Consider the following 19,860-nt stretch of genomic DNA (forward strand, 5'->3'; position numbering starts at 1 on the left):
CCCGGGAAAACGCCCTCCGAGCCGCTGACACATCCTGCCGACGCCCGTTCGTCCGGTACTGTTATTTATGTTGCTGTTAGTAGACATATCCATGTCTGGTAATAACAACCAGGTATCCCGGCGAAGCTTCCTGAAAGCCGCCGGGAGCGCGACGGTCGCTACGGCCGCAACGAGCACGCTCGCCGGTTGTGCGGGCGGAGGCGGGAGCGAGGGCGGGACGCTCAGGTACGGGCGGAGCGCTCACTCGGAGACTCTCGACCCGCAGAACACGACGAGCGGTGAGGTCTCGAAGGTCACGAACCAGATATACGACGGGCTCATCGACTTCGAGCCGGGCGAAGCGGCCATCACCGAGTCGCTCGCGACCGACTGGTCGATGGACGGCACCGAAGTCACTCTCACACTACGTGAGGACGCCCAGTTCGACGACGGCACGGAGTTCACCGCCGCCGACTTTATCGCCACGTACCGGCGGTTTACGGACGAGGACTACGAGTACTACTTCGAGGAGGGATCCGCCTACGGTCCGTTCACGCTCGGAAACTGGATCGACTCCGTAGAGGCCGACGGCGACTACACGCTCAACGTCACGCTCACCCAGCCGTACGCGCCGTTCCTCCGAAACCTCGCGATGTTCGCGGCGGTGGTCCTCTCGCAGGACGACATTGAGAGCGGCTTCGACTTCAACGGTGACGCCAACGGGACCGGACCGTTCCAGTTGGACGAACTCGACAACGCGAACGGTCGCATCCGGCTGACTCCGAACGAAAACTACTGGGGTGAGGGCCCGCAGGTCGGTGAACTCCTGTTCATCGAACGTGGACAGAACTCCACTCGGGCACAGGCGTTGGTAGAGGAGGAACTCGAGATCATCGATAACCTCGATCCGTCGACGATCAGCACCGTCGAGAACGCCGACAGCGCGGAGGTCGTCAGCGGTCAGGGGATCAACATCGGGTACATGGTGTTCAACCAGTCCCGCGTCGAGGCGTTCCGCGACGCCCGGGTCCGGCAGGCGATCAGCTACGCCGTCGACACGCAGTCGATCGTCGAAGAGGTCTACGACGGGATCGCGACGCAGGCCGACCAGCCGTGTCCGCCGGCGCTGTTCGGCCACAACGACGACATCGACCCCTATCCGCAGGACCTCGATCAGGCGCAGAGCCTGCTGGAGGAGGCCGGCTACGGAGACGGCTTCTCGTTCCAGCTCACGACGTTCCAGAACGCGCGCGGCTACAACCCCGCCCCGCTCCCCACCGCGGAGACGATCCGGACCAACCTCGGCGAGATCGGCATCGAGGTCGAGATCGACGACCGTCAGTTCTCCGACTACCTGACCTACACCGGAGAGGGCAACCACGACGCCTCGCTGTCCGGGTGGTACACGGACAACGCCGACCCGGACAACTTCTACTACGTGCTGCTCCACCCGCAGGTGGAGTCTCCGGAAGGACAGGACTGGGTGGACTGGGAGACAGAGGGGTTCAACACCTCGAACCGCGCGGCGTGGGCGAATCAGGAGTACATGGACCTCATCGAGGAGGCCCAGCGGACGGCCGACCAGGACGCCCGGGCGGACCTCTACCACGAGGCGGCGCAGATCGCTCGCGACGAGGCCCCGTGGGTGTACATCGACTACGCCGACGAGATCCGCGGCGTGGGGACGTCCGTGAGCAACTACACGGTGTCGGCGATCGGCGGCCCGCACCTCCACCTCGTCGAAGTGGAGTGACGGCCGCATGGGAGGAACGACCCCGGCGACGGGAAGTTTTTAGACGTTTGAAAATACGGGTTCCTGTACATGGTATCGAAGCGATTCGTCGCGAAACGAGTCCTGTTGTTGGGGCCGGTGTTGTTCGGCGTCGCGACGGTCGTCTTCGCGATCCTCCACCTCTCTCCCGGCGATCCCGCGTTGACCATTGCGGGCGAGCGTGCGAGCCAGGAGTTCGTCGAGGAGGTCCGCTCGAACCTCGGGTTGGACGACCCGCTCTGGGAGCAGTACCTGCGGTTCCTTCGGGAGACGGCCTCGCTCCAGTTCGGCCAGTCCTATCAGATCCAGCGCGGAACGCCGGTCAGTTCCATCCTCGTGAACCGCCTGCCGATCACCATCGAACTGGCCGTTCTCGGTCAGATCGCGGGGCTGTCGTTCGGCCTCCCGCTCGGAATCCTGAGCGCGGTGAAACAGGACACGCTGACCGATCACTTCACTCGCGTCGGCGCGCTCGCCGGCATCAGCGTCCCGATCTACTGGAGCGGCCCGCTGCTGATCCTGCTCTTCGCTCAGATACTCGGGGTGCTCCCGACGAGCGGGCGGATCTCGTCGTCGTACTTCGTCGACACCACGACCGGACTGATCCTCGTGGACACCCTGCTTGAGGGGAACGTGGAGGCGTTCCGGTCCGCGGCCACTCACCTGCTGATGCCCGTCGTCGTGCTCGGCATCTACTCGATGGCGTTCATCTCCCGGATGATGCGTTCCTCGATGCTCGAAGTCATCCGCCAGGACTACATGCGGACGGCGCGCGCGAAGGGCCAAGGCGCGAAGATCACCGTCATGAAACACGGGCTCCGGAACGCGTTTATTCCGGTCATCACCATCATCGGCATCCAGTTCGGGTCGCTCCTCGGCGGGTCGGTCCTGACGGAGACGGTCTTCGAGATAAACGGGATCGGGACTCTCCTCGTCACCGCCATCGAACAGAGCGACTACCCGGTCGTACAGGCCACCGTCCTCGTCTTCGCGTTCATGTACACGCTCGTGAACCTCTTCGTGGACATCACCTACTCGGTTCTGGACCCCCGGATCGACCAATGAACACCGAAACACCACAGTCGTCGGACGTCGAACGGAACGTCGTCGAGCGCCTCCGCGCCAGTCCGTTCCTTCAGGAACTGCTCTCGAACCGAATCGCCGTGTTCGGACTGTTGATCATCGGGACGATGTTCGCGGTGGCGATCTACGCCCGACTCACGTACGACCTCGACGCGATCGTCGACACGATGTTCAACGCGAACCCGACCCAGGCGGCACCCAGCGCGGAGTTCTGGTTCGGGACCGACGGGCAGGCGCGCGACGTCTTCCCCCGGGTGCTGTACGGTGCCTGGTACGCGCTGAAGTTCGGGACCGCGACGGTGTTGGCCTCGACGGTCCTCGGGATCGCGGCCGGGATCGTCGCGGCGTACTACGGCGACCTGACCGACAACGTCATCATGCGGACGATGGACGTGCTGCTGTCGTTCCCCTCGCTCCTGCTGGCGCTCGCGCTCGTCACCATCTTCCCGGAGTCGCTGGGACTGTGGCGCGCCGTCGCCGCGCTCACGCTCGTGTACACGCCGCGGTTCGCTCGCGTCGTCCGCGGCGCGGCGCTGAAGGTCTTAGAGGACGAGTACATCGACGCGACGTACGCGCTCGGGGCGACGGACCCACGGCTCCTGATCCGGCACGTGCTCCCGAACTGCCTGGCACCGATCACCGTCCAGTCGACCCTGAACTACGGCCTCGCGATCATCGACATCGCCGCCCTGTCGTTCCTCGGATTCGGCGCGAGCCCCGGCGACCCGTCGTGGGGAATGATGCTCTCGGAGGGGGTCGAACGGGGGCTGTTCTCGGGCGCGTGGTGGTGGTCGTTCTTCCCCGGACTGTTCCTCGCGCTCACCGTGCTGGGGTTCAACCTCCTCGGCGACGGGATGCGCGACGCGCTGGACCCGCGGATGCGAGACACCGTTGACTGACTCCTCGCTCCCGGTCTCGCGGTCCCGGCGCGCGCGCTACCGGGCGCTGGTCCTCGGCGCGGCTCGGTGGGCAGGGACCGGTGCCGCGATTGGGGTCGTCGTCTCGATGGGGCTGCTCGCGTTCCGACCGCCGAAACCGGCCACGGACACGTCGTTCGCGCTCGGGGCGCTGGTCCTCGGGTTCGGCGTCACCGCGTGGTCGTCGGCAGTCGGTCTCGGTCGGACCATCGAGGGGCTCCAAGCGCGCCTCGACGTCGCCTCCGACTGGACGGAGGCGAGCGCACGCGAGGCGTTCTTCGTGGTGTCGTGGACGGGGACCGGGTGGGCCGTCGCCGCCACGTTGACCTCAATCGCGCTCGGCGTGTAGCCGCCGTGAAAATCCGACCGCGGGTCCCCCGCCTCAGTACGGCAGCACGCCCGTCACGGTGCCGAGCAGCGCGACGCCGATCGCGAGCGCCTGCGCGACGAAGAACGCCTTCGAGGAGGCCCAGCCGAAGTACAGCAGCGTCGCCGTCGGGATCGCGCCGATGACGGCCGGCCAGAACCCCATCGTGAACAGGATCGCGAGCAGGCCGGTGGTCGCGAGGATGAGCACGTCCATCCCGAGCGAGACGAGGTTGCGGCGGCGCAGCTCCTCGGGGTCGAACATCCGCGCGAGCGACCCGCGCCGGTCGCTCCGGTCGTCCGCCGTCGAAGTCGACTCCATCGTCAGTCGTTAAGCGTCTCCTGATGCGCGTCGTCGAGCGGGCTCACGATGTCCTCGGTCGGCGTGTCGGGCGTGGCCCACAGGCCCTTGAGCACCGACCAGAACTCCTGCTGGAACGGGTTCCCGAGCGCGTCGTCGAGGTCGGGCACGACGGTCACCTCGGCGGCGAGGTCCGGCAGGTTCGCCATGACCTCGATCTCGTAGGCGTCGTCCGGCACCTCGGTGTTGGAGGCGATGAACCCGCCGTCCTCGACCCACACCTGCTGGCCCTCGGCGGAGACGAACGAACTCAGCGCCTCGCGGGCGGTGTCGACGTTGTCCGAGTACGCCGGCACGGTGAACCAGTTGACCGACGAGGAGATGCCGTCGACGCCGGGGAGCCGGAACACGCCGAGGTCCGACGGGTCCTGGACCGCGTCCTGCGCCGGGGTGAACGAGCCCATGAAGTACAGCGGGAGGCTGTTGTCCCAGAAGTACTCGTACTGGACGCCGAAGTCGCGCGTCTGGCTGAAGTACCCCTCCTCGTGGAGCGTCTTGATCTCGTCGAAGGCGGTCGCGATCCGGTCGTCGGTGAAGGAGGCGTCGCCGTCGATGAGGCCCTGCTGGAGCGACGCGCCGTCGTCCTGCCGCATGAAGAAGCCCTCGGTGAGGTCGCTGAGCGGCCATCCGGTCCCGTTCCCGGAGGCGATCGGCGCGTCGACCCCGTCGATCGCCGCGATCTCGTCGAGCAGCGTCAGGAACTCGTCGTAGCTCTCCGGCTCGGAGAGGCCGTGCTCGTCGAAGAACGACTTCCGGTACCAGAAGCCGGGCTTGAGGTCCATCTTGAACGGCGCGGCGTACACCTCGCCGTCGACGGTCACCCGCGACGGGTCGACCGCGAAGTTCTCGGGGTCCCACGCGTCGCCCACCGGCGCGAGGTGGCCGTTCTGCGCGTCGGAGATGATCCGCGCGGGCGAGGGCATCACGACGATGTCGGCGGAGGCGACGCCGGACTCGTAGTCCATCAGCGTCCCGGTGAGCAGGCTGTCGGTGTCGCGTGGGAAGTACTCCAGGCTCATCCCCGTCGACTCCTCGACGAAGTCCATCACGTTGCTGAACGACTCCTGCTCGCCGCCGGACCAGACGCCGGTGATCTCCAGGCTGCCGCTCCCGCCGTCTCCGCCGTCGCTGCCGTCGCCGCCGTCCTCGCCGTCTCCGCCGTCGGATCCGCTGCCGGAACAACCGGCGAGTGCGACGCTCCCCAGCACCGACGCGGTTCCGGTCGTTTTCAGTACCCTCCGCCGCGTAGTACAGGATCGATCATCGGACATGTCGTCCCCATCGTTCGGTCCCAATTACTTCAAATTTGCTTATTAATTACCGCTATAGTCACTAATCTCAACGGGTGCGGCGCGATCGGCGACCACCGCTATTTATTGGCGTCTTGGGGGTTGATGGGGACATGACGCTCGAAGCCGACTCGTCCGCCGACGCGACGCGTCGTCCGAATTTAGTGCTGGTTCACTGTCACGACCTCGGGCAGCACCTCGGCTGTTACGGGGCCGACGTCGACACGCCGAACATCGATCGGATCGCGGCCGACGGCGCCCGGATGGCGAACAGCTTCTGTTCGGCCCCGCAGTGTTCGCCCAGCCGGTCCAGCATGATGACCGGCTACTACCCTCACGAGAACGGCGTCATGGGGCTGGCGCACATGGGCTGGGCGCTCGGAGACGACTGGGACACGCTCCCGAAACACCTCCGGGCGGCGGGGTACGACACCGCCCTCCTCGGCTTCCAGCACGAGGTGCCCAACGAGCCGGAGCGGCTGGGGTACGAGTACGTCGACAGCGGGACGAAGCGAGCGCTGGAACTCGTCGACGTCGTCGACGACTTCTTCGCGGAGCGCGCCGACGCCGACGACCCGTTCTTCGTCTCCATCGGCATCGAGGAGCCGCACCGGCCCTTCCGGCGCGACTACCTCCCCGAGGGGACGTACGATAGCTACGACCCCGACGAGGTCCCGCTCGACGACTTCCCGTACCTGCCCGACGCGCCCGGGGTCCGCGAGGACGTCGCCGACCTCCGGTCGGTGATCTCGGAGGTGCTCGACCCGGCGGTGGGCCGCTACCGCGAGTCGCTCGCGGACGCCGGGCTGGCGGAGGAGACGGTGTTCGTCTTCACGACCGACCACGGGCTGGCGATGCCGCGCGCGAAGGGCACCTGTTACGACCCGGGGATCGAGACCGCCCTCCTCGTTCACCGGCCGGGCGTCGTCGAGGGCGGCGCGGTCCACGACGACCTCGTCACCAACGTCGACTTCACGCCGACGATGCTGGACCTGCTCGGGGTCGAGCCGCCGACCGAGACCTCCGGCGAGTCGTTCGCGCCGCTGCTCCGTGGCGAGCCGCACGACGGCCGGGACCGGATCTTCGCCGAGATGACGTGGCACGACCGGTACAACCCGATCCGCGCGATCCGGACGGACCGGTACAAGTACGTCCGAAACTTCTCGCTGCTCCCCGAGGTGTTCGTCCCGATAGACGTCGCGCCGACGGCCTCCGGTCGGGAGGTCCACGAGGAGTTCCACGTCCCGCAGCGCCCGGCCGAGGAGCTGTACGACCTCGCCGCCGACCCACACGAATCGGAGAACCTCGCCTCCGACCGGAAGCCGTTCGAGACGGCGGCGGAGGCGAGCGACCCGGAGCCGTCCCACGTCGACGCCCTCGACCGACTCCGCGACGAGCTGGAGGCGTGGATGGAGTCGACCGACGACCCGCTCCTCGACGGTCCCGTCCCGTACCCCGACGTGGAGTGACGAACCGGGCGGCGTCCGCTCTTCCCGCCGCGTCTCGGTGATTTTTATATACCGAGGTAGTTAATCGATCGTCATGGACACCGAGGAACTCCTGGAGACGCTCCAGGCCGCGGACCTCTCTTACTATCAGGCGAACGCGTACGTCACCCTCCTCGAACTGGGGACCGCGTCCGCGACCGAAGTCGCGCAGGCGAGCGACGTGCCGGACGCCCGGATCTACGACGTCCTCCGCGACCTCGACGACTTCGGCTACGTGGAGCTGTACGAACAGGAGACGTTTCAGGCGCGCGCGACCGACCCGGAGACCATCGTCTCCGGGCTCTCGGACCGCGCGAGTGCGCTCGAATCGGCCGCCGCGGAGATCGAGGAGCGGTACGAGCGGCCGACGCTCGACACCCAGACGGTCAGCATCGTCAAGCGGTTCGACACGGTCCTCGAAGCGGCCCGCACGTTCGTCCGCGACGCCGACACGCAGGTCCACGCGGCGCTCACCCGCGACCAGTTCGAGGCGCTGCGGGGCGACCTCGCCGACGCGCGCGACCGCGGCGTCACGGTCAACGTCACCGTCCTCGACCGGGACGGCGACGAGTCGCTCGACGAGGCGGACTACGAGGGGGCCGTGAACGTCGCGCACCGCCTCTCCCGACCCGCGCCGTTCGTGCTCACCTCCGACCTGCGGCGGACGGCGTTCGCGCCGAACCCCGCCGCGGTCGAGGACTACGGGCTCATCCTCCGCAACCGGTCGTTCACCTACGTCTTCTTCTGGCACTTCCTCCTGTTCATGTGGCTCCCCTCGCCCGTCGCGTACGAGGCCGGGGCGGTCGGGTCCAAACGGTACGCGGACATCCGGCAGTTCCTGCTGGAGAACCGGGGGCGGATCCGGGGCGACGAGCCCCTCTGCGTCGAGATCGAGGGCCGCGAGACGGACGGCGACCGGTCCGTGACCCTCTCCGGGGAGGTCGTCGACGCCGAACACCTCTCGGACGGCGACGGCCGCGACGACCGCGCCCCGAGCGTGATGGCGCTGACCGGAACCGCCTCCGTGGTCGTCGACGACGGCGAGCGGCGGTGGACGGTCGGCGGCTGGGGCGCGACCTACGAGGACGTCGAGGCCGAACGGATCCGCGTGACGGACGCGGCCGCCGAGACCGAGGCCGAGCCGGCGGAGTGAGGCCGAGCGGTAGCCGTTCGAGGCCGGCGGAGCGACGCCGAGTGACGGCGCTTCGACGCCGACCCGGTGACGTGGACGACGACTTTTATGCTCGCGGCGACACGCGTTTGCTCCCGCATGCCACCTCGACCCTCGACCTTCTCGATCGCCGCCCGCGACCCGGAGACGGACGCGGTCGGCGTCGCCGTCCAGTCGAAGTTCGTCGGCGTCGGTGCCGTCGTCCCGTTCGTCAGCGCGGACGCGGGCGCGGTCGCCACGCAGAGCTTCGCGAACGTCGCGTACGGCCCCCACGGTCTCGACCTGCTCCGCGAGGGCCACGACCCGGCCGCGGCGATCGACCGGCTCACGGCCGCGGACGAGGAGGCCCCCTCGCGGCAGGTGGGCGTCGTCGGCGTCGACCCGGACGACGACCCCGCGGCGTTCACCGGCGACGAGTGCCACGACCACGCCGGTGACCGGCAGGGTGACCACTACACGGTTCAGGGGAACATCCTGGAGAACGCCGACACCCTCGACGCGATGGCCGAGACGTTCGAGGAGACCGACGGCGGCCTCCCGGAGCGGCTCATCGCCGCGCTCCACGCCGGAAACGAGGCCGGCGGCGACAGGCGCGGCGAGCAGTCGGCGGCGCTGTACGTCGCCAAGCCCGAGGGCGGCTACGACGGGCGGAACGACCGCTGGATCGACGTGCGCGTCGACGACCACGAGCGTCCCATCGACGAGTTAGAACGGGTGTTCAAGATATACGACGTGACGCTCCTCGAACGCGAGGCCCCCGAGGAGACGCGGGAACTGACCGGCGAGGCGGCCGTCGCGGTCGAGTCGGCGCTCGCGGACCTCGGCTTCTACGACGGCGAGCCGACCGGCGAGTTCGGGGGCGACGCCCGCGACGCGCTGGAGTCGTTCCGCGGCATGAACAACTTCGAGAACCACTCGCTCGCGGTGCTGGAGGACGCCCTCGCACGGGGAATCGGGGAAGCCGGATCCGACGCGGACGGTCCCGAATCCGACGCCGACCCCGAGACACGGTTGGTCGACGCGATCTGGCGCGGGCTCTCCCGGCTCGACCGGGCGTAGTCGCCGACCGCCCGCGTCGACCCCGCTCGGCGCGTCATCGAACCGGGACCCACCGACGCGGGCCGGTCGACTTTTGCCCGTCCGCGACCGACCGGAGACCATGACCATCGAACCGGACGAGGTCGCGGCCCTCATCGAGGAGAACCTCCCCGACGCGGTCGCTCGCGTCACCACGCCACGAGTCCACGACGACGAGGACGAGGACGCCCACTTCGCGGCGTGGGTCGTCTCCCCCGTCTTCGAGGGCGAGTCGCTCGTCGACCAGCACCAGCGCGTGTACGACGCGGTCGGCGACCACATGACGCAGTCGGTCCACGCGCTGGAGATAAAGACGTACACCCCCGAGGCGTACGCGGAACACGGCGACGGTGCCCTCGACGAGGCCCTCCGCGAGGCCGGACTGTTCCCGGTCGACGAGGCCTGAGTCGCGTTCGACGAGTTCCCTCCGGCAGTCCGCCGCGTCGCCGCGCCGAATCACTACCGGTCCCACCCCCCTCCAAGCCATGCGATCCGCACTCGTCCGCGCCCTCCGCGGGATCTGCTCCGCGGTCTCGCTGCTGGCGTTCGGCGCGCTCTTCCTCGCCGTCGAGTCGCGCGTCACCGATCCGACCGTCCTGCTCGGACTCGCCGGCGTCGGGACCGCGACGCTCTTGACGGCCGTCGGACCAGCGGGAGTCCGGCGACTGCTCGGTGTCGGCGAGCCGAGCGCGAACGACTCCGAAGACGCCGGCGGCGCGGCCCGCGACGAGGGGCCGGAGCCGGGGGACGCGTGGCTCGACGAGACGGCCGACGACACGCCCTGGACCGACCGGGCCGACCGCGCCGCCGCCGACTCCGACCCCGACTGGTGGGTCGCGCGGCTCGAACCCGCGCTCGACGACGCGTGGAACCGCTGGTCGGACGTCGCGCTGACGGTCGGACTGGCGCTGCTCGGGGCCGGGTCGTTCGCGTTACTCGCCGCGTATCCCGGCGACGACCCGCCGCTCGGGCTGGCGCTGCTCGGGCTGTTCGGGCTCAACGGCGCGCTGATGACGGTCCCGTTCCTGTTCGAATAAAACCGGAGTCGGCGTCGCCCTATCCCCCGTCCCGGTCGGGGGTCGCGGTCGCCGCCGACGCGTCGCCGTCGCCCTCGTCGCCCGCGACGCGGTCGGCGATCGCGTCGGCGAGCGGGTCGACGGTGACGGTCAGGCGCGCGACGAGGAACACCACGGGGACGAGCGCGGCGAACAGGAAGGCGGCGTCGTACGCCCACGCGGCGTCGTTCAGCAGGGGGACGGCAACGCCGGCGAGTCCGCGGTACGCGACGAGGACGGCCCCGAAGACGACGAGCCAGTAGGCCGTCCCGCCGGCGTTCTCGGCGATCCGACTCGGCCGCGCGTCGCTCTCGCTGTCGGCGGCGCGACCGCCGAGCGCCAGCCGCGTCAGCAGCGCGAACTTGGGGGCGGCGTACAGGAGTATCCCCGCCACCGCGAGCGCGACGACGCCCGTCGCGACGGCGGCGAAGATCACGGACGCGAACGGGACGAGGCGGTCGATGCCGGGCAGCAGCGTGACGACGGCGAGGACGCCGACGACCGCCAGCGCGCCGATCAGGAGCCTGCTCGCCGACCGGACCGTGTCGCGGTCGAGCGCCGTTCCGATCGCTGAGTCGTTCGGGCTCATGTGCGCCCGGCCGTTGGCGACACGGAGGAATATATTTCAAACACGTTTGAATCGGGTTTTATCGATTTTGCTTGATTTGAAATATTTAGCTATCTGGTGACACAGTTATATTCGTATCAATGTCTGTTCGCGTAGTCTGTGAATTTCTCTCACATCTGTTGATCCCGATTCTTCCTCGTAGCGCGACCATTATTCCGGCTCCAGTATTACTGTCAAATATCCCTCGTGACGGCGTACAATAGAACTAATAGATAGTAGTTGGTTGACAATCATAGGCGATATGACTGACTACAGTCAGGACCATTTCAACGAACTCTATTCGGAGGGGGAACGTGATCCGTGGAAGTACTTTGAAAGCGAGTATGAACAGCAAAAATACGACCGAACCTTACGGTGGGCGTTGGACCGAAAGGAACCTGAAGCAGTGACAGATATCTTGGAGCTGGGTTGTGGAAATGGAGCCTTCACTGAGAAACTGGTCTCGGCGTTCCCGAACGCAGATATCTTAGGTGTCGATATTTCCGAAGAGGCGCTTGATAAGGCACGAAACGCCGCCCCTGAGGCGGATTTTATTTGTGGCGACATGTTCGAAGTTATCCAAGGACTGGAGCGAAAGTACGACCTGATTTTCGCTAGTGAGTGTCTGTACTATTTGACTGATATGTACACAATACAGGAATTCAGAGACTTCGTTGACTTAGCCACAAATCTTCTCTCAAACGGTTACCTGTTGTCAGCCAACATTCATCGAGAGCCGTCTGAAGAGAACTCTGTTGAAGACAGAGAAACCATGGCAATCCTACAAACTACGCTTGAGACGTCGTTCGATATTGTTGGTCAAAACACATATACTGAGAAGAAGCGGACAGAAGGGCGTACGCGAGAGTACGAGTATCAGATATGGGCTTTCGAGTAGTGAAATGCTTGGACACATAAGAACACACAACTCAGGCGTAAACCGGGTGGTGTCGTGAGGTGCGATTAGATGCCTGCCCGATCGGTGGAGAGGGGGTCACAACGGACTTACTAGATGCGGCTATAGAGGGTGCCATAGACGCTGGGATCGAAGTCAATCACGTTAGTCCGAAAAAGGTTCGAAATGTGATCCCAGCGCTCCCAGAGGAAGTAAAAGAAAGTATTGATTCCGAGGCTCTCGGCTTGACTACAGGCGACCTGAAGGGAACCCTCATACTCCGAGCGAACAACGAACCAGTATTTGCTTGGAACACACAATACTATCTTGAACCCTTCTACGGCATCGGAGTCAGAGACGTGATCAATATTCTGCCGTTCTTACCTCCACTGATAATATTAAAGAATTTCATTAAATCTGTGTGGAAGAAAATCCGAGACGTGCTTCAGAACGCGAAACAATTGGTATTAACATCATATGGAACAGTTCACTCAGATCAATTTAAAGATAGTATCTCTGGCAGCTTTAACAGTTGGATATCAAGAGAACAGCGGGAACTCATCGTCATGACTGGATGGGGTGGGAGTCGGAGGGTTGATGATATACTTTCTCGGGTAACCCAACCATGGGCAATCGTCACCGAAGGCGGATCCGTGGTTCACCGCCGCTTAAACGACTTCCAGCCAGAACCGCTGTTTGTTGACTGGATCAACGGAGAACCCAAAACGGAACACGCACACCCCGACCTTTATGATCACCCACGTCTCGTCGCCGCTAGAGAGGCGTGGTCCGCAGTCGCAAGAACAGCTGTCAACGAAATTGAAACTCCTGTGTTTTATTCCCAGAATAATGGCTACGGATGTGGTGTCTATATAAATCCTCCAGAAAAAGTTGTGGAAGATTTCTCAACGTCGCCCGCTGATTCTCCGGATACTGTGCTTCACCTCCGTTCCAGACTACTTAATGAGAGACGGCTTCCGAAGGTAGGAGGATTTCGGGCTGTTAACGGCCACGATAAGCGTGGGAAAGTCAATAACACTCCAAACGGATGGTATGTCCTCGAAAAAATAAATGCTCTTGAGAGACCTCTACGTCCCTATCAAATTGTAGATGTTACACAGGAGTCCGTTACTTTTGAGATTCTTGAGGCCGATAACAGTCGAGAGTCAGTTTCGCCGGGGGACATCTCGGAACCGGCAACTGAGATCGAGAACATCGTCACGGATGCCCGAAATCTCATCCAAGAGAACCGGGTAGGAATAGTGAACCTGAAAGAGAGAATTGTACCGCAGACAAACTCTATTGATGTTTTTGTTCAGTCGAAAAAAAGGGCGTATCGAGACAAGCTACAGGATATCTTTGATATCAACACCGACGTTGCGTTGCTGAAGTACATCTATCGTGGATCGATCTCGGATAAGGGTCTGATCGGTCAACTGGGTCAACTATACGATACGACTGGACCTGACGTGGAGATTCACGGTAGTGAGAAGCTTCCGGACCATGCGTTAAGTGTTGTCGATGAGTCTCATGACGTAGATGATATAGGAGAAATATTGTCAAAATTCGAGGATAAATCCCTGATTATATAACTGTCAATCGAACCGGTGGATTTTAATTCGAGATCGTCGGAATAGCCCCTGTGAACGATACTGAGGGGGACTACCGCACGGAGGAGGACAGCCTCGGCGAGATGCAGGTGCCGGCGGACGCCTACTGGGGCGCGCAGACGCAGCGCGCCGTCGAGAACTTCCCGGTCTCCGGGATCGGCATGAGCCGACGGTTCGTTCGCGCGCTCGGGGTCGTCAAGAAGGCGGCCGCGCAGGCGAACCGAGACCTCGGCCTCCTCGACGACGACACCGCGGAGGCAATCGTCGCCGCCGCAGACGAGGTGATCGCGGGCGAGCACGACGACCAGTTCCCGGTCGACGTGTTCCAGACCGGCTCGGGCACCTCCTCGAACATGAACGCGAACGAGGTGATCGCCAACCGCGCCGCCGAGATCGCGGGCGCGGAGATCGGCGACCGCGTCGTCCACCCGAACGACCACGTCAACTACGGCCAGTCGTCGAACGACGTGATCCCCACGGCGATGCACGTCGCCGCGCTCGAAGCCGTCGAGAAGGACCTCGTTCCCGCGCTCGAAACGCTCCACGCCGAGTTAGAGGCGAAGGAGACCGCGTTCGACGGCGTCGTCAAGACGGGCCGGACGCACCTTCAGGACGCGACGCCCGTCCGGCTCGGGCAGGAGTTCGGCGGCTACCGCACGCAGGTCGCGAAGGGCATCGAGCGCGCCGAGAACGCCCAGTCGAACCTCCGCGAACTCGCGCTGGGCGGCACCGCGGTCGGGACCGGGCTCAACACGCACCCCGAGTTCCCGGAGCTGGCGGCCGAGTACATCTCCGACGAGACCGGGACGGAGTTCCGCGAGGCCGAGAACCACTTCGAGGCGCAGGCGGCCCACGACGCGATGGCGGAGGGCCACGGCGCGCTCCGCACCATCGCGGGGAGCCTCAACAAGATGGCCAACGACCTGCGGCTGCTCGCCTCTGGCCCCCGGAACGGGCTCGGCGAGGTCGAACAGCCGGAGAACCAGCCCGGCTCCTCGATCATGCCCGGCAAGATCAACCCGGTCGTCGCCGAGTCGGTCAATCAGGTCCACAAGCAGGTCGTCGGCAACGACGCCGCGGTCTCGGCGGGCGCGGCGCGCGGCGAGATCGACCTGAACCTCTACAAGCCCGTCATCGCGCACAACTTCCTCGAATCGGCGAAGCTGCTCTCGAACGTCGCCGAGACGTTCGGCGAGCGCTTCGTCGCGAAGCTCGAAGCGAACGAGGAGTACTGCGAGACGCGCGTCGAGCAGTCGATGGCGCTCGCGACCGCGTTGAACCCCGCGATCGGCTACGACAAGGCGAGCAAGGTCGCCAAGAAGGCGCTCGCGGAGGACAAGTCCGTCAAGGAGGTCGCCGTGGGCGAGGGGTACCTCACGGAGGAGGAGGCCGACGAGGTGCTGGACCCCGAGGCGATGACCCACCGCGTCATCCTCGGCGACGAGGACTGAGCGGACCGTTCTCTCGCGGATCGCCAGCCGGCACCGCGCCGGTCGTTCGCGCCGGATCGGAACCATTTAAGCCGCCGTCGGTACCGATCCCACACGGATGAAACTTCACGAATATCAAGCGAAGTCTATCTTCGCGGACGCCGGGATCCCGGTACCGGACTCCCGGCTCGCGACGAGCGTCGACGAGGCGCTCGACGCCGTCGACGAGATCGGCTACCCGGCCGCGATCAAGGCGCAGGTCCACGTGGGCGGCCGCGGCAAGGCCGGCGGGATCAAGATCGCGACCGACCGCGAGGAGGCCGAGGAGTACGCCGAGGAGATCCTCGGGATGGACCTGAAGGGGTACACCGTCGACTCGGTCCTCGTCGAGGCGGGCGTCGACTTCGTCGACGAGCTGTACGTCGGCGTCACGATGGACCGCGGCGAGGGCGAACCGGTCCTGATGGTCTCGACCGAGGGCGGCGTGAACATCGAGGAGGTCGCCGAGGAGAACCCCGACGCGATCGCGCGCGAGCACGTCGACCCCGCGTTCGGGCTCCACCCGTATCAGGCCCGGAAAGTCGTCTACGAGGCGGGCGTCGACGCCGACGTGGCCCTCGACGTGGCGTCGATCCTCTCGACGCTGTACGACCTCTACGAGGAGAACGACGCCTCCGAGATCGAGGTCAACCCCGTCATGATCACGGGCGACCGCGACGTGGTCGCCGCCGACGCCGTGATGAACATCGACGAGGACGCGCTGTTCCGCCAGCCCGAACTGGCCGAGATGGCCGAGGCGTCCTACGAGGACGACTTAGAGCGGAAGGCCGGCGAGTACGGCTTCGACTACGTCCGGCTGTCGGGCAACGTCGGCATCATCGGCAACGGTGCCGGCCTCGTCATGACGACGCTGGACCTCGTCGACTACTACGGCGGGTCGCCCGCGAACTTCCTCGACATCGGCGGCGGCGCGAAGGCGGAGCGCGTCACGCAGGCGCTCGACATGGTGTTCTCCGACGACAACGTCGACGCGGTCGTGTTCAACATCTTCGGCGGGATCACCCGCGGCGACGAGGTCGCAAAGGGGATCAACGAGGCCTTAGAGCAGTTCGACGAGATCCCGAAGAAGGTGGTCGTCCGGCTCGCCGGCACGAACGCCGAGGAGGGGATGGAGATCCTGAACACGGACCTCGTGGAGGTCGAGAAGACGCTGGAGGACGCGGTCCAGCGCGCGGTGAAGAACGCGGAGGAGGTGACCCAATGAGCATTTTCGTCGACGACGACACCAGAGTAGTGGTTCAGGGAATCACCGGCGGGGAAGGGAGGTTCCACGCCGGCCAGATGATCGAGTACGGCACGAACGTCGTCGCCGGCGCGGTGCCCGGCAAGGGCGGCCAGGAGGTCGAGGGCGTCCCTGTCTACGACACCGTCGACGAGGCCGTCGAGGCGGAGGACGCGGACGCCTCCGTGATCTTCGTGCCGCCGGCGTTCGCCGCCGACGCGATCTTCGAGTCGCTCGACACCGACCTCGACCTCGCGGTCGCGATCACCGAGGGGATCCCGACGCAGGACATGGCGAAGGTGAACAAGCGCCTGAGCGAGACCGACACGCGCCTCCTCGGGCCGAACTGCCCGGGGATCATCACGCCCGGCGAGGCGAAGCTCGGCATCCTCCCCGGTAACATCTTCTCCGAGGGGAACGTCGGGCTCGTCTCCCGCTCCGGGACGCTCACCTACCAGGTCGTCGACAACCTCACCGAGCGCGGACTCGGCCAGTCGACCGCCATCGGCATCGGCGGCGACCCGATCATCGGGACCTCCTTCATCGACGCCTTGGAGGCGTTCGAAGCCGACACCGACACCGACGCGGTCGTGATGTGCGGCGAGATCGGCGGCGAGGACGAGGAGCAGGCCGCCCGCTTCATCGGCGAGCACATGGACACGCCGGTCGCCGGCTTCATCGCCGGCCGCACGGCACCGCCGGGCAAGCGGATGGGCCACGCGGGTGCCATCGTCTCCGGCTCCGGCACCGGGACGGCGCAGTCGAAGATCGACGCCCTCAACGACGCGGGCGTCCCCGTCGGCGACACTCCCGAAGAGGTCGCCGACCACGTCGAGGACTTCCTGTAGACGGGTCGGACCGCCGCTCCGACGGCGCGGCTCCCGGTCCGTTTTTCAATTCCGGTACTCGGAGCGAAAGCTAAACCTACTGGGAGAGAAACAGGTGGACATGAACGCCGGTCCCGATAACCCGTCGGAAAAACCCGACTCGGTCGCGTCCGACGCGTCGGGAACGAGCGGCGACGGGCCTCGTCGCGTCCTCTTCGTCGACGACGAGCCGGGAGCGGCCGACCTCGCCGCGACGCACGTCGAACGGCTCGTGGACGACATCGAGACCGTCACTCGGCTGTCGCCGGAGGAGGCGCTCTCCGTGGTTCGGAGTCAGAGCGTCGACTGCGTCGTCAGCGACTTCGACATGCCCGGGTCGAACGGGCTTGAGTTCCTCGAAGATGTCCGGGCGGTCGACTCCGGGCTCCCCTTCGTGCTGTTCACCGGGAAGGGGAGCGAGGAGATCGCGAGCGAGGCGATCACCGCCGGCGTCACCGACTACCTCCAGAAGGGGGCCGGCCGGGACCGCTACGAGATGCTCGCGAACAGCGTCGCGAACGCCCTCGGACATCGGAAGGCCGAGCGCGACCTCCGCGAGGTGAACGCGAAGGTCACGGCCATCCACGAGTTCGCGACGGGGCTGGCGTCGGTGACGGACGTGGAGACGGTGTTCGACCGCACCGTCGACGCGGCCGAGGACATCCTCGAGTTCGACCGCTGCGTCGCCGCCCACCGACGCGGCGACCGGGTCGTTCCGACGGCGCTCTCCGAGAGCGTCACCGAAGGCGAGATCCGGACCTTCGACGTCGGGGAGGGGGTCGTCGGAACCACCGTCGCCAAGGAGGAGACCATGGTGGTCGACAACCTCAGCGTCGACCCCGCGGACCCGGACGAGCTGGAGGACCCGGCGGCACCGGGCCGCGATCCGTCGGGGCCCGACCGGCGGGAGGGAGCGGAGGTCGCCGACCCGGTGGCCGACGACATCCGGTCGGCGATCAGCGTTCCGATCGGATCTCACGGCGTTTTACAGGCCGTCTCGGACGGGTACGCCGCGTTCGACGCGCGCGACGTCGAATTCGCGGAGCTGCTGGCGACCCACGCGGCCGACCGGATCGAACAGATCGAGACGGAGGACGCGCTCAGGCGCGAGCGGGACCGCCTCGCCGCGCTCTTCGACGACCTCCCGCTCCCGGCGGTGCGCACCGTCGCGCTCGGCGACGGGGAGCGTCGCCTCGACGCCGCGAACGAGGCGTTCGAGGAGACGTTCGGCCTCTCGGTCGAACACGGGTACGAGGAGATGCGAGAGGCGCTCATCCCGGACGGTGCCGATCGGATCGACCCCGAGGCAGCCCTCGACCGCGACGGGCCGTCGCGGCTCGAAGTGCGCCGGCGGACGCCCGACGGCCTGCGCGATTTCATCCTCCACGTCATTCCCGTCGAACAGACGCAGGAAACCGTCATATACAGCGTGTACGCCGACATCGGCGAGTAGAAGCGGGTCGAACGCACCCTCAGGAAGCTCCACGCGACGACCCGCGAGATGTTCGGCGGCGAGAGCCGCGAGGAGATCGCCGAGCTGGCCACCCGCGCGGCGATCGACATCCTCGAGTTCCCGAACAGCGGCGTTCGGCTGTACGACCCCGAGGCGAACGTCCTCCGGCCGACGGCGATAAGCGAGGAGGCGACCGCGGCCTTCGGCGACCGACCCCCGTTCGGCCCCGGAGACGGCCGCGTCTGGGAGGCGTTCGAGACCGGCCAGCCGGTCCTCGTCGACGACCTCGCCGCGGTCGACACCGCGGTCGGGTACGGCGACATCCGGAGCCTCCTCGTCGTTCCGCTCGGCGACCACGGCGTCATGCCGCTCGGCTCGCGGGAGCCGAACGCCTTCGACGAGACCGACCTCCAGTTGGCGCGGGTCCTCGCGGCGAACGTCACGGTCGCGCTCGACCACGCCGAGCGGACCGAGCAGCTGCGCGACCGCGACGCCGCGCTCCAGCGGGAGATCGACCGGCTGGAGAAGTTCGCCGGGCTGGTGTCTCACGACCTGCGGAGTCCGCTCAGCGTCGCCACCGGTCGGACGGACATGGCGCGGTCCCTGACCGACGACGAGGCCGTCCTCGCCGAGCTCGACCGGGTCGAGGACGCCCACGACCGGATGTCACAGCTGATCGCCGATCTCCTCGCGCTGGCCCGACAGGGCCGGACGGTCGATCAGATCGAGCCCGTCCCCCTCGCCGAGGCGGCCGAGCGCGCGTGGAGCACCGTCGACACCGCGAACGCGACCCTCGACGTCGCCGACGCGTCGGCCGCGGTCGGCGCGGACCCGGAACGGCTCCGGACGCTCCTGGAGAACCTGTTCGCGAACAGCGTGGAGCACGGCTCCACTGGAAGCCGGTCGGAGACCGGCGACGATCTCACCGTCTCCGTCGGACCGCTCCCGGACGGGTTCTACGTCGCGGACGATGGGTCCGGGTTCGACATCGACCCGGACGAGGCGACGGACTACGGGCGGTCGAGCACGGCGGCCGGAACGGGCTTCGGTCTCGCGATCGTCCGCGAGATCGCAGCCGCGCACGGTTGGGAGCTGTCGATCGAGGACGACGACGGCGCTCGCTTCGAGTTCCGGACCGATCGGTGATATTTAAAAACGGGG

General features: G+C 66.1%; 17 protein-coding genes and 1 pseudogene. 15 read left to right on the top strand and 3 right to left on the bottom strand.

Annotation, left to right across the window (positions count from 1 at the left end):
* Positions 1–91: 91 nt before the first annotated feature.
* The 4 genes from NAF06_RS12835 (at position 92) to NAF06_RS12850 (ending at position 4,099) form a co-directional block, all read left to right on the top strand.
* Positions 92–1,732 (top strand): ABC transporter substrate-binding protein, encoded by a 1,641-nt coding sequence (locus NAF06_RS12835; protein ID WP_008580966.1) that lies wholly within the window; start codon positions 92–94, stop codon positions 1,730–1,732.
* Between the two features lie 69 nt (positions 1,733–1,801).
* The gene (locus NAF06_RS12840) at positions 1,802–2,815 is read left to right on the top strand and encodes an ABC transporter permease (RefSeq protein WP_008580968.1); all 1,014 of its coding nucleotides are present in this window, start codon (positions 1,802–1,804) and stop codon (positions 2,813–2,815) included.
* Positions 2,812–3,732 carry an ABC transporter permease gene (locus NAF06_RS12845; protein ID WP_008580971.1) on the top strand — a complete coding sequence of 307 codons (921 nt, stop codon included), beginning with the start codon at positions 2,812–2,814 and terminating at the stop codon, positions 3,730–3,732. Before NAF06_RS12840 ends, NAF06_RS12845 begins: the two co-directional genes overlap by 4 nt.
* The gene (locus NAF06_RS12850; protein WP_049908515.1) at positions 3,725–4,099 is read left to right on the top strand and encodes a DUF7268 family protein; all 375 of its coding nucleotides are present in this window, start codon (positions 3,725–3,727) and stop codon (positions 4,097–4,099) included. Before NAF06_RS12845 ends, NAF06_RS12850 begins: the two co-directional genes overlap by 8 nt.
* Positions 4,100–4,132: 33 nt before the next feature.
* Here NAF06_RS12850 and NAF06_RS12855 read toward each other — a convergent pair whose 3' ends face one another.
* Together NAF06_RS12855 and NAF06_RS12860 are read right to left on the bottom strand one after the other, a co-directional pair.
* Positions 4,133–4,438: a hypothetical protein gene (locus tag NAF06_RS12855; RefSeq protein ID WP_008580975.1), complete on the bottom strand. Its 306-nt coding sequence runs from the start codon at positions 4,436–4,438 to the stop codon at positions 4,133–4,135.
* Positions 4,439–4,440: 2 nt separating this feature from the next.
* Positions 4,441–5,685 carry an ABC transporter substrate-binding protein gene (locus tag NAF06_RS12860; protein WP_008580977.1) on the bottom strand — a complete coding sequence of 415 codons (1,245 nt, stop codon included), beginning with the start codon at positions 5,683–5,685 and terminating at the stop codon, positions 4,441–4,443.
* Positions 5,686–5,879: 194 nt separating this feature from the next.
* Here NAF06_RS12860 and NAF06_RS12865 point away from each other — a divergent pair, with 194 nt between their 5' ends.
* The 5 genes from NAF06_RS12865 to NAF06_RS12885 all read left to right on the top strand — a co-directional run bounded on the left by NAF06_RS12865 (position 5,880) and on the right by NAF06_RS12885 (position 10,538).
* Positions 5,880–7,235, top strand: a complete 1,356-nt coding sequence (locus tag NAF06_RS12865; protein ID WP_008580979.1) for a sulfatase family protein — start codon at positions 5,880–5,882, stop codon at positions 7,233–7,235.
* A 73-nt stretch (positions 7,236–7,308) separates the two neighbouring features.
* Positions 7,309–8,406, top strand: coding sequence for a TrmB family transcriptional regulator (locus NAF06_RS12870; RefSeq protein ID WP_008580980.1), 1,098 nt, complete (start codon positions 7,309–7,311; stop codon positions 8,404–8,406).
* Between the two features lie 117 nt (positions 8,407–8,523).
* The gene (locus tag NAF06_RS12875; RefSeq protein WP_008580983.1) at positions 8,524–9,483 is read left to right on the top strand and encodes a DUF1028 domain-containing protein; all 960 of its coding nucleotides are present in this window, start codon (positions 8,524–8,526) and stop codon (positions 9,481–9,483) included.
* 100 nt (positions 9,484–9,583) lie between these two features.
* On the top strand, positions 9,584–9,907 hold the full coding sequence (locus tag NAF06_RS12880) for a BolA family protein (RefSeq protein WP_006629978.1): 324 nt from the start codon (positions 9,584–9,586) through the stop codon (positions 9,905–9,907).
* 79 nt (positions 9,908–9,986) lie between these two features.
* Positions 9,987–10,538, top strand: coding sequence for a hypothetical protein (locus tag NAF06_RS12885; protein WP_008580987.1), 552 nt, complete (start codon positions 9,987–9,989; stop codon positions 10,536–10,538).
* Positions 10,539–10,557: 19 nt separating this feature from the next.
* Here NAF06_RS12885 and NAF06_RS12890 read toward each other — a convergent pair whose 3' ends face one another.
* Positions 10,558–11,145 carry a hypothetical protein gene (locus NAF06_RS12890; RefSeq protein WP_008580989.1) on the bottom strand — a complete coding sequence of 196 codons (588 nt, stop codon included), beginning with the start codon at positions 11,143–11,145 and terminating at the stop codon, positions 10,558–10,560.
* A gap of 280 nt (positions 11,146–11,425) precedes the next feature.
* Here NAF06_RS12890 and NAF06_RS12895 point away from each other — a divergent pair, with 280 nt between their 5' ends.
* From NAF06_RS12895 to NAF06_RS12920, 6 genes and pseudogenes are all read left to right on the top strand, one after another.
* Complete coding sequence (locus NAF06_RS12895; RefSeq protein WP_008580991.1) at positions 11,426–12,061, top strand: class I SAM-dependent methyltransferase; 636 nt, start codon at positions 11,426–11,428, stop codon at positions 12,059–12,061.
* A 59-nt stretch (positions 12,062–12,120) separates the two neighbouring features.
* Positions 12,121–13,650 carry a hypothetical protein gene (locus tag NAF06_RS12900; RefSeq protein WP_152418721.1) on the top strand — a complete coding sequence of 510 codons (1,530 nt, stop codon included), beginning with the start codon at positions 12,121–12,123 and terminating at the stop codon, positions 13,648–13,650.
* A 101-nt stretch (positions 13,651–13,751) separates the two neighbouring features.
* Entirely contained in the window at positions 13,752–15,119 is a 1,368-nt protein-coding gene (locus NAF06_RS12905; RefSeq protein ID WP_049908523.1) for a class II fumarate hydratase, read from the top strand.
* A 97-nt stretch (positions 15,120–15,216) separates the two neighbouring features.
* Positions 15,217–16,362, top strand: a complete 1,146-nt coding sequence (sucC, locus tag NAF06_RS12910; protein WP_008580995.1) for an ADP-forming succinate--CoA ligase subunit beta — start codon at positions 15,217–15,219, stop codon at positions 16,360–16,362.
* Positions 16,359–17,228: a succinate--CoA ligase subunit alpha gene (gene sucD / locus NAF06_RS12915; RefSeq protein WP_008580997.1), complete on the top strand. Its 870-nt coding sequence runs from the start codon at positions 16,359–16,361 to the stop codon at positions 17,226–17,228. The genes sucC and sucD overlap by 4 nt, the downstream gene beginning before the upstream one ends.
* 100 nt (positions 17,229–17,328) lie before the next feature.
* Positions 17,329–19,845, top strand: a pseudogene (locus NAF06_RS12920) (GAF domain-containing protein).
* Positions 19,846–19,860 lie beyond the last annotated feature (15 nt).

This window comes from Halorubrum hochsteinianum (assembly GCF_023702125.1).
Lineage (GTDB): Archaea > Halobacteriota > Halobacteria > Halobacteriales > Haloferacaceae > Halorubrum > Halorubrum hochsteinianum.

Excerpts from the sequence above, each read along its gene's own strand:
- NAF06_RS12855 (WP_008580975.1), bottom strand. The coding sequence starts at position 4,438 with ATGGAGTCGACTTCGACGGCGGACGACCGGAGCGACCGGCGCGGGTCG.
- NAF06_RS12905 (WP_049908523.1), top strand. The coding sequence starts at position 13,752 with ATGCAGGTGCCGGCGGACGCCTACTGGGGCGCGCAGACGCAGCGCGCC.
- NAF06_RS12885 (WP_008580987.1), top strand. The coding sequence starts at position 9,987 with ATGCGATCCGCACTCGTCCGCGCCCTCCGCGGGATCTGCTCCGCGGTC.
- sucC (WP_008580995.1), top strand. The coding sequence starts at position 15,217 with ATGAAACTTCACGAATATCAAGCGAAGTCTATCTTCGCGGACGCCGGG.
- NAF06_RS12890 (WP_008580989.1), bottom strand. The coding sequence starts at position 11,145 with ATGAGCCCGAACGACTCAGCGATCGGAACGGCGCTCGACCGCGACACG.
- sucD (WP_008580997.1), top strand. The coding sequence starts at position 16,359 with ATGAGCATTTTCGTCGACGACGACACCAGAGTAGTGGTTCAGGGAATC.
- NAF06_RS12895 (WP_008580991.1), top strand. The coding sequence starts at position 11,426 with ATGACTGACTACAGTCAGGACCATTTCAACGAACTCTATTCGGAGGGG.
- NAF06_RS12840 (WP_008580968.1), top strand. The coding sequence starts at position 1,802 with ATGGTATCGAAGCGATTCGTCGCGAAACGAGTCCTGTTGTTGGGGCCG.
- NAF06_RS12835 (WP_008580966.1), top strand. The coding sequence starts at position 92 with ATGTCTGGTAATAACAACCAGGTATCCCGGCGAAGCTTCCTGAAAGCC.
- NAF06_RS12870 (WP_008580980.1), top strand. The coding sequence starts at position 7,309 with ATGGACACCGAGGAACTCCTGGAGACGCTCCAGGCCGCGGACCTCTCT.
- NAF06_RS12875 (WP_008580983.1), top strand. The coding sequence starts at position 8,524 with ATGCCACCTCGACCCTCGACCTTCTCGATCGCCGCCCGCGACCCGGAG.
- NAF06_RS12865 (WP_008580979.1), top strand. The coding sequence starts at position 5,880 with ATGACGCTCGAAGCCGACTCGTCCGCCGACGCGACGCGTCGTCCGAAT.
- NAF06_RS12880 (WP_006629978.1), top strand. The coding sequence starts at position 9,584 with ATGACCATCGAACCGGACGAGGTCGCGGCCCTCATCGAGGAGAACCTC.
- NAF06_RS12845 (WP_008580971.1), top strand. The coding sequence starts at position 2,812 with ATGAACACCGAAACACCACAGTCGTCGGACGTCGAACGGAACGTCGTC.